At 47.0% G+C, this 9,344-nt stretch carries 10 protein-coding genes; 8 read left to right on the forward strand and 2 right to left on the reverse strand.

Translation table 11 applies throughout. The features are described from left to right. Positions 1 to 277: 277 nt before the first annotated feature. Positions 278 to 1,501, reverse strand: a complete 1,224-nt coding sequence (locus T472_RS14990) for an SLC45 family MFS transporter (RefSeq protein ID WP_023387140.1) — start codon at positions 1,499 to 1,501, stop codon at positions 278 to 280. Next, positions 1,485 to 2,240: a glycerophosphodiester phosphodiesterase gene (locus tag T472_RS14995; RefSeq protein ID WP_023387139.1), complete on the reverse strand. Its 756-nt coding sequence runs from the start codon at positions 2,238 to 2,240 to the stop codon at positions 1,485 to 1,487. Before T472_RS14995 ends, T472_RS14990 begins: the two co-directional genes overlap by 17 nt. Before the next feature lie 139 nt (positions 2,241 to 2,379). Here T472_RS14995 and T472_RS15000 point away from each other — a divergent pair, with 139 nt between their 5' ends. The 8 genes from T472_RS15000 to T472_RS15035 all read left to right on the forward strand — a co-directional run bounded on the left by T472_RS15000 (position 2,380) and on the right by T472_RS15035 (position 9,141). Further along, on the forward strand, positions 2,380 to 4,092 hold the full coding sequence (locus T472_RS15000) for an ABC transporter ATP-binding protein (protein WP_023387138.1): 1,713 nt from the start codon (positions 2,380 to 2,382) through the stop codon (positions 4,090 to 4,092). A gap of 25 nt (positions 4,093 to 4,117) precedes the next feature. Further along, positions 4,118 to 4,660, forward strand: a complete 543-nt coding sequence (locus T472_RS15005) for a chromate transporter (protein ID WP_023387137.1) — start codon at positions 4,118 to 4,120, stop codon at positions 4,658 to 4,660. Beyond that, on the forward strand, positions 4,661 to 5,185 hold the full coding sequence (locus T472_RS15010; RefSeq protein ID WP_023863679.1) for a chromate transporter: 525 nt from the start codon (positions 4,661 to 4,663) through the stop codon (positions 5,183 to 5,185). Between the two features lie 192 nt (positions 5,186 to 5,377). Continuing rightward, positions 5,378 to 6,013, forward strand: a complete 636-nt coding sequence (locus T472_RS15015) for a TetR/AcrR family transcriptional regulator (RefSeq protein ID WP_023386018.1) — start codon at positions 5,378 to 5,380, stop codon at positions 6,011 to 6,013. Beyond that, positions 6,010 to 6,864 carry an ABC transporter ATP-binding protein gene (locus tag T472_RS15020; RefSeq protein ID WP_023386016.1) on the forward strand — a complete coding sequence of 285 codons (855 nt, stop codon included), beginning with the start codon at positions 6,010 to 6,012 and terminating at the stop codon, positions 6,862 to 6,864. The genes T472_RS15015 and T472_RS15020 overlap by 4 nt, the downstream gene beginning before the upstream one ends. Next, positions 6,864 to 7,910, forward strand: a complete 1,047-nt coding sequence (locus T472_RS15025; RefSeq protein WP_023386014.1) for an ABC transporter permease — start codon at positions 6,864 to 6,866, stop codon at positions 7,908 to 7,910. The genes T472_RS15020 and T472_RS15025 overlap by 1 nt, the downstream gene beginning before the upstream one ends. Next, complete coding sequence (locus tag T472_RS15030) at positions 7,910 to 8,908, forward strand: ABC transporter permease (RefSeq protein WP_023386011.1); 999 nt, start codon at positions 7,910 to 7,912, stop codon at positions 8,906 to 8,908. The genes T472_RS15025 and T472_RS15030 overlap by 1 nt, the downstream gene beginning before the upstream one ends. Positions 8,909 to 8,934: 26 nt before the next feature. Further along, positions 8,935 to 9,141 carry a hypothetical protein gene (locus T472_RS15035; protein WP_023386009.1) on the forward strand — a complete coding sequence of 69 codons (207 nt, stop codon included), beginning with the start codon at positions 8,935 to 8,937 and terminating at the stop codon, positions 9,139 to 9,141. Positions 9,142 to 9,344: the final 203 nt, after the last annotated feature.

Below are 9,344 nucleotides of genomic sequence, written 5' to 3' on the forward strand. Positions count from 1 at the left end.
TTATTGTGCGAAGTTTGAGTAGTTAACTGGAAAAGAATGCGGCTAATCCAGGTATCAGTCTTCTCTGTAACGAGCTACAATAATACAAAGCGCTGTTAAGGTTAGAATTCTTACAATAGATGTGTCCGAATAGGGTATGAATTAATGTCACATAAGCCTAATTTTTTTGCATCCAATATGAAGAACCTGAACCGGGAGTTTGCGTGTACCGGTTCAGGTTCTTGTTCTACCATAATAGTCTGATGTCTCCATTCAGGTCATATGATGGCTGATGCTTTTACTCTCCTCCGTTAAGCTCTGCCCTCTTGTCCTTTACCATCGTCATGAAGACGAAGGCCAGTATGAAGAAGAAGGCACCGTAGAGGAACATTATGCTGAAGCCAAAGGTGTCGACGATTAAACCAAGAAGAGGCGGAGATACTATGTTCGCTATTGATGAGAACAGGTAGTATACGCCTGTATAGGTGCCAAGGAGCCCTAAGGGTGACATGTCGGCGACCAGGGGGTATGAGTTGATGTTGATGCAGGCCCATGAGAATCCCACCAAAAGGAATAATCCCCTGATTATCGTTATGGCGTTAGGATTGCCTGGCTTAACGAAGTAGACTGCGATCATCAGCGCTATGACACCTGCCACTCCTATCCTTATCGTGTTCCTCTTGCCTATCTTTGTGCCGATAAGTCCGGCTGGGATGGCGAATATGAGGAAGCTAAGGGATATGAATGAGAGGGTGAAGGCGGAAACGGAAGGGTCGACACCGAGATAAAGGGAGCCGTATCTTGTGAAGAAGGTCTCAACGCCATTGAAGCCGATGAACCAGCTGCAGATGGCGAAAAGGAGGAAAGTCGTGTTCCTGTCCTTGAGAGCAGTCTTCACTCCCGTTACGAAATCCCTCTTCTCCTCAGCCTTCTCGTAGCCAATTACATCCCTTCTCTCCTTTATGTTCATGAAGAGCACCGTAAAGGCGATTACGATGAGTACGGCTGACAGGTAGAAGGGGTATCCTTCCCCATATTTGAAGAGCCTTGAACCTATGACATAGGCTATCAGCGAGCCAATTCCTCCCATGAAGTTGATTATGCTGTTTGCCTTTGACCTGTGCTCCATGTAGGTTATGTCAGGCATGAGCGCAATTACAGGGGACCTGTAGAGGCTCATCGAAAGGTTCATTAAGACAAGGAAAATGACAAGGGAAGTCAGGTTGAAATGATTTGGAATGAGTGCCATGAATACTGCGGCAAGTGGCATGCCTATCATGATGAAAGGCATCCTTCTGCCGAACCTGGTGTTTATCCCGTCGCTGTAGAAGCCTACGGCAGGCTGTATGAACAGGGCGAAGTAGTTGTCTATTGTCATTATGAAGCCAATCAGCGCAGAGCTTTCAAGGAAATTTCCGAGAAGTACCGGCATGAAGGCGTTGTATACGCTCCACGTTATGCTTATAGCGAAGAAACCGAAGCCAAGAAGCAGTGTCTTTCTGTAATCAAGCTTTCTCTCCATGTTTACCAACTCCTAAAAATTCCATCATTTCTTTCGGCTTGTTAGTCATTATGCAGTCGACACCCATATCCATAAGCATCTTCGCTTCCTTGAAGTCATCCACGGTCCACACGTTTACCTTGATGTTCCTCCTGTGACAGGCGTCCACTATCTGCCTGCTTACGAGCAGCCTGTAGGGATGTATTGCATCGGCAGGAAGTTCCTCAGCATATTTGTAAGGCTTGTAGATTCCGTCAGAGTAAAGGATGCCTGTCTTGCAGTCCCTGTCAATTTCCTTGAGGTCATGGCAGCTGTAGTGGTTGAAGCTCGAGAATATGACCTTGTCCATCAATCCGTTCTCCTTTACCATCCGGTAGGTCTTTTCCTCGATGCCCTCATAAAGGAAGGAGCCGTATTTGATCTCGATGTTGAGCAGGATATCCTTGTCCTTGACAAGGTTGAGGAGCTCCTGAAGGGTAGGTATCTTCTCCCCCTTGAACTGAGGCCCTTTCTTTATACCAAAGTCGAACTTGAGGAGCTCTTCATAGGTCAGGTCCTTTATCCTGCCTGTACCGTCAGAAACCCTTGATACGTCATCATCGTGGATAAGGACAAGAACCCCGTCCTTTGTAACCTGGACATCGGTCTCTATTCCATCCGCTCCGGCTTCGAGTGCTTTTCTGAATGCCAGCATGGTATTTTCCGGATATATGTGGGAATAACCCCTGTGAGCCAATACTAGTATTTCAACCACCTCCATAAAGCTGTTTGAAAATTTTGTTATCTTCCTCTAATTATACTATCCTTTGTGTAGGAAGATAACGAAAGTCTCGTTAAATGGACATTATTTTTTGCAATAAAGATATATTGTATTATACTATTGTTTGTGAGGTGAAATTATGGTCAGTAAATTCATAGAATACTACAAGCCGCACAAATGGCTGTTCCTGCTGGATATGGCCGCTGCAACACTGGTAGCGGCATCGGACCTCATATTCCCGCAGATAACCAAGAGGTTCATAAACGAGCTGATACCAAACAGGGACATAGGAATGATTCTGAAGCTTGGGATAGCGATGCTCGTGCTCTATGTCATAAGGTTCTTCATGGATTACATAGTCGGCTTCTACGGACATCTCCTTGGAGTGAAGATGGAGTATGCCATGAGGAAGGACATGTTCTCCCATCTTCAGAAGCTGTCCTTCAGGTATTATGACGACACCAAGACAGGTCACATCATGTCAAGGCTGGTCAATGACCTTAATGAGATAGCGGAGCTTGCCCACCACGGACCGGAGGACCTGTTCATCAGCTTTCTCATGATCGTAGGGTCCTTCGTATTGCTCGCAAGGGTGGACCTTCCGCTGACGCTCATCATATTTTCCATTGTTCCGTTCCTGATGGGATTTGCTGTAATCTACAATTCCAGGATGAGGAACAACTTCAGGAAGATAAGGGTAAGCCTCTCTGAGATCAATGCAGGCCTTGAGGACAGCATATCAGGGATCAGGGTGGTGAAGTCCTTCACCAACGAATGGTTCGAGGAAGAGAAGTTTGACAGGGGCAACGACAACTTCATGGGTCTTCGGACTGAGAGTGTCAGGCAGCTTGGCATATTCAGCGGTGGCATACACTTCTTCTCGAACATACTGAACCTTGCTGCCCTGGTATTCGGAGGCTATTTCGTATATCTCGGGAGGATCGGCCTTGGCGACATGGTTGCCTTTGTCATCTATATGAGCCTGATGCTCCAGCCTGTCAGGAGACTCTCTAACTTCATCGAGCAGTTCCAGAAGGGAATGGCAGGCTTCAGGAGATTTGCCGAGGTAATGGCTGTCGAACCTGAGATCAGAGACAGTGAAGATGCGGTGGAGCTCAAGGATGTTCAGGGACATGTTGAGTTCAGGAACGTGGGTTTCTCCTACAACAACAAGGAAGAGGTCCTCGCCGGAATTGACCTTGATGTTCCTGTAGGACAGACCATAGCCCTTGTGGGTCCATCCGGAGTCGGAAAGACTACGCTATGCAGCCTGATACCCAGATTCTATGAGACTGATTCAGGCTCCATAATGATCGACGGGAAGGACATAAGGCACGTAACAATAGAATCCCTGAGGGCGAATATCGGCATGGTCCAGCAGGATGTGTTCCTCTTTTCAGGAACCATCTATGACAACATATCATACGGCAAGCTTGATGCGACATACGAGGAAATCGTGGAAGCCGCAAAGAGGGCGAATGCCTATGACTTCATAATGGATACTCCGGATGGATTCATGACATACATTGGGGAAAGGGGAGTCAAGCTTTCAGGGGGACAGAAGCAGAGGCTCTCCATAGCGAGGATGTTCCTGAAGAATCCGCCCATACTGATCCTTGACGAGGCAACGTCATCGCTGGACAACCAGAGCGAGGCCGTTATCCAGAAATCCATTGAGGAGCTTGCAAAGGACAGGACCACATTCATCATAGCCCACAGGCTTGCGACAATCAGAAGCTCAGAAAGGATAATAGTCCTGACAAGTGAGGGGATAACCGAAGACGGAACCCATGAGGAGCTTCTGTCGCTGAAGGGCGAATACTACAAGCTCTACAACACCCAGCTGCTGTAATAAAAAACGAAAGGATGTCATACTATTGAAGCTGTTACTCGAAATGTTCATATCCTTCTTCAAGATAGGTGCCTTCACCATCGGAGGAGGATATGCAATGCTGCCGCTCATACAGAAGGAAGTCGTTGAAAACAAGAAATGGATAGGTGAAGAGGAGTTCCTCGACATGGTCGCGATATCCCAGTCAGCACCGGGACCTATCGCAGTCAACCTCAGCGTATTCGTCGGAAACAAGATAAAGGGTGTAAGGGGTCTCCTGGCTACGGTCCTTGGAGCAACACTCCCGTCCTTCCTTATAATCATCCTTGTGGCTTCCGTATTCATAGGAATAGAGAAGCATCCGATAGTTGCCAGGGTATTCATGGGGATCAGGCCTGCAGTCGTAGCGCTTATCGCCGCACCTGTAATCAAGATGGCAAAGACTGCCAAGATGGACAGGAAGAACTTCTACATTCCTCTTTCAGCGGTGATCCTTGTAGGAATCCTGGGAGTTACTCCCATTTATGTCATAATAGGATTCATCCTCTTCGGGATAATCTCGACTTATATAAGAAGGAGGATGAAATAGATGCCTGTTTTACTTGACCTCTTCATAACCTTCTTCAAGATCGGACTGTTCAGCTTCGGCGGCGGCTATGCCATGCTTCCCCTCATACAGAGCGAGGTTGTCACAAAGCACGGCTGGCTCACAGCCGAATCATTCATCAACATTGTAGGTATCAGCCAGGCCACGCCAGGGCCAATAGCAATAAATTCAGCAACCTATGTGGGCTACAAGACAGCAGGGGTAATTGGGTCAACCTGCGCAACCCTCGGAGTTGTAATGCCGTCAGTGATCATTATATTCATCGTTTCAAGGCTCTTCATGAAGTACAAGGATGGAATATACGTCCAGGGTACTCTGAAGGTAATAAGGCTTGGTGCAGTTGGCCTTATCGCGGCAGCAGCTGTGCTCCTCATGGATGACGTCTTCGTGAACATCCAGAGCATACTGATTTTCGCAGCCGCATTCATTGCAAACTTCAGGTTCAAGATGGATCCCATAAGGCTGGTTATACTAGCGGGAATAGCGGGATTCCTTATATTCAGGTAGGAAGACAGCGAAGCTTAAATAGCTGGACATACGAAATAGAAAGGATTAACAGGCTGTTTTTTCAAAGGAACCGGGTTGCACAGCAGCCCGGTTCCTTTGTATCCGTTTACAAATATTGCGAGAGGTGGTAGAATATGACCAAGAAGTCATGTGACCAGATGGTCATAATTACAACTCATTGGAGATGATAGGATGCCAAAGAGCACTTTCTTCAATCTGCCTGACGAAAAGAGGGGGAAGATTGAAGCTGCAGCATTGGAAGAATTCAGAAAGCACAGCTACCAGAGCTCGAGCATAAACAGGATAGTAGGCGTATCGGACATACCTAAGGGAAGCTTCTATCAGTATTTCGAGAACAAGAAGGACCTGTACATGCACATAATCTCGATAATCGCTGAAAAGAAGCTGGAGTATATGGGACCGCTCCTTCAGAATCCCCAGAACCTGGACCTGTTCACCCTAATCAGGGAACTCTTCAGGTCAGGAATAGAATTCGGGATCAACAACCCTGAATTTCTTGAAATAGGAAACAGGCTGATGAGAGACCAGTCATCTGAAATATACAAGGAGTTTCTGCATGACAACAGGTCAAGGTCTGATGAGATTTTCAAGGTGTTGATCAAGGAAGCCCAATCAAAGGGAGAGGTCAGGAAAGACCTCGACGTAAGCCTTGCAGCATACATGCTGACTTCTTTGAATTCGACTGTAATGGATTATTACATCAGGGAGCATGGCGACGAAGGCTATTCCATCGATATCCTTAAGGAGGTGGACAAGCTTATCGGTTTCATAAGATATGGTTTTGCAGAAAGGGGTGAAGGGAATTGATAAAAGTCTCCAATCTTACCTACGTATATGACAAGAGCGACCACAAGGCGGTGGATGACGTCAGCTTTGAGGTTGAGAAGGGTGAGGTGTTCGGATTTCTCGGACCTTCCGGTGCGGGAAAGTCAACCACGCAGGGAATACTAACAGGACTCCTTCCAATCCAGGGTGGTGAAGGGAGCGTTGCAGGACATGACCTTAGGAAGATTTCCAGTGAAATGTTCAATAGCATCGGTGTCTCCTTTGAGCAATCAAACGTATATGGAAAGCTCACTGCACTTGAGAACCTTGAATTCTACAGGAAGCTTTTTGATACTGATACCATGGATCCGATGGAGCTGCTTAAGCTCGTAGGACTTGACCATGTCTCGAAAAAGAGGGCATCAACGTTCTCCAAGGGAATGAAGCACAGGCTGACCTTCGCAAGGAGCATGCTGAACAAGCCGGAGATATGGTTTCTGGACGAACCTACGACAGGTCTTGACCCCGCCATAGGAAACCAGATCAAGGACATCATAAAGGAAAAGAACCAGGAGGGCACCACCATATTCCTTACCACCCACAATATGTTCATAGCTGATGAGCTATGCCACAGGGTGGGCTTCATAGTCGACGGAAAACTCAGGCTCATTGATTCCCCTAAGAACCTGAAGCTGAAATATGGTGAAAAGATGATAGACATCGAGTACAGGGAAGGTGACAGGTCAATCAAGGAGACGCTTTCGATTATCGAAGATAACGACAGACACAGGCTCAGGAGCATAATAGACAAGGGTGAGATCCTTACAATGCACACAAAGGAGGCAACATTGGAGGAGATTTTCATAAAGGTCACCGGCAGGGGGTTGGTCTGATGAAACTCTGGTATACGTTCCTAAGAGACCTTAAGGTATCCTTCAGAACCTTCTATATCTATATCGAGATTGTAATGGCGCTTATATTTGTAGCAGTGGCATTGTTCGTTGTGCCGGAAGACTATGTTCCGACGGTCAGGGCATATGTGCATGTGGAAGAGTCCCCGATGGCATCTGCCGTCAAGGAAAGGCTCGAAGAGGGAGGCGAGAGCATAGTTTTCGTTGACTCGAGGGATGCTCTTGTAGGCAGCCTTGCTGCCGACAGGGAATCCTCAGGGGTATCTGTAACCTTTGACGGCAGCAAGATTAACTATGAGGTAGTGCTGCAGGGGTATGAGGGAGACAGGGTGCGGAACATGGTAAGGGCATCTATCCTCTCGGATTATCTCGAGAAGATGCCTGGGTTCGTATCAAAGGCTGAAATAGAGGTGCTGGACACCCGAAGTACAAAACTCAGCGACAGGATAGGGATACTTCCGGTATTCCTGCTTCTTAATTCGGGATTTGTCGGCCTGTTCGTTGTCGCTGCCTACATCTTCATAGACAAGGATGAAGGGACAATCCGTGCGCTTACCGTGACTCCAGTGAGGATAAGGGATTATCTTATCTCAAAGATGGGAGTCATGATGATGACCGGTATCATGACAGGCCTGTTGACGACAATCCTTGTGGCGGGAAAGGGCGCGAACTATCCACACCTTCTCCTGCTGCTGATAGGCACAAACATGTTCGGTACAGCCATCGGTCTGCTGATTGCAAGCTTCTACGACAATATCATCAATTCCATGGGAAGCATATTCATTGTAGTTTTCCTTCTCGCAACTGCCACTGTTTCATACTACATGCCTGCGTTTTCACCAATGGCTGTGAAGCTCCTACCCTCATATCCCATGCTTTTCGCATTCAAGGAAGTGTTCCTTGCACAACCTGACAGCTCCTTTGTTTTCATGGTTGCTGCCGGATCCGCTGCTGCAGGTACCCTGATTTTCGGTGCCGCGCTATACAGGTTCAAGAAGACGCTGACTGTAGTTGGAGGTGTATTCTGATGAGAAGGGTACTTGTACTGTTCATGAAGGAGATCAAGACAGGCCTAAGGGACAGCATGATCTTATACATACTCATCGCCCCTTTCATCCTTGCGCTTTTGCTTAAAGCCATTTCCGCCTCGGTTTCCGCCACAACCATCAATGTAGCCGTTGATGGATCAGTGAGCGAGGAGATTTCATCAGTTCTAAGCGAATACGCCGAAGTGACCCGGTATGGCTCTAAGGAGGAAACAATCAGAAGGATAGGGGATTCAGACGATATTTTCGGACTGACAATGGAAGGGGACAGGTACATCATTATCAGCCAGGGTGACGAGATGGATAGGAGCGCAGAGCTGCTTGAGGGAATCATCAACCATATCAGTAACCTTGATACGCCTAAAGCGATTGGTGTGTCTGTGACTGATATCGGCTGGAAGCTATCGCCTCTCAGCCAATATGGAGGAAGCCTGCTGGCGATATTCGTTTCGGTATTTGGCGGTATGGTAATACTGATAGGGCTGGTCCAGGAGAAGCAGGAGAAGACCATAACTGCACTTAACGTCAGTCCGATAGGAAAGGTTGAGCTTGCTGCAGGTAAGGCCGCCCTTGGCTTTCTGTTTCCACTCGCACAGGTTGTGGGTGTCATCGCGATCATGGGATATGAAGGCATCAACTACCCAATGGTGCTGGTGGTTACCGTATCTATCGCGTTCATAAGTGTCATAGTGGGCTTCGTGATTGGTGCAAACAATGACAATGTCATAGGCGCCATTTCAGGGATGAAGCTATTATTTGTTCCGATCCTGGCGTCAGTGTTCGGGGCCATCCTATTGAAGGAAAGCCTTCAGTTCCTGCTTTACTGGTCACCGTTCTACTGGGCATTCAAAGCCATGAACAAGATAGTCCTTACTGAAGCGACATGGCCAATGATTGCATCCCATACCGGAATAATACTTGCAATAACCTGTGTGGTATTCATTATGCTCAGGAAGAAAATACAGCATGGTCTTGTCTGAAGAATTAGAAAGAGGAGGTTTTTACATTGAACACACAAGCCATTATAGGAATACTACTCATCGTCTACGCAGGGTTAGTCGTGATGCTGACACTCAAGAAACCGGAATCAATATGGAGCATGAAGAAGATACAGCTTTTTGAGAAGGTACTTGGAGTCAAAGGAACCGAGATCTTCTTCTATGTTATTGCTGCTATTGCCGGCGCGGTAGGCGTCTATCTCATGCTAAAATAACCAGGAGGCCGCGGAAGCGGCCTTTCTGCTTTAATGGGATATACCTCATTTCAATTGGCATTCTAAGGATATTTGAATTTTGAACTTCTTTTCCGATACCTGATTTGGCACAACAGAAAGCTTTTTAAAAGCTTTTTAAAAGTTTTTCAAATTCTTTGTTGACACATTTCAATCCCCCGTGCTATTATATACAAGTCGCCTGA

This window comes from Youngiibacter fragilis 232.1 (assembly GCF_000495435.3).
Classification (GTDB): Bacteria; Bacillota; Clostridia; order Clostridiales; family Clostridiaceae; genus Youngiibacter; species Youngiibacter fragilis.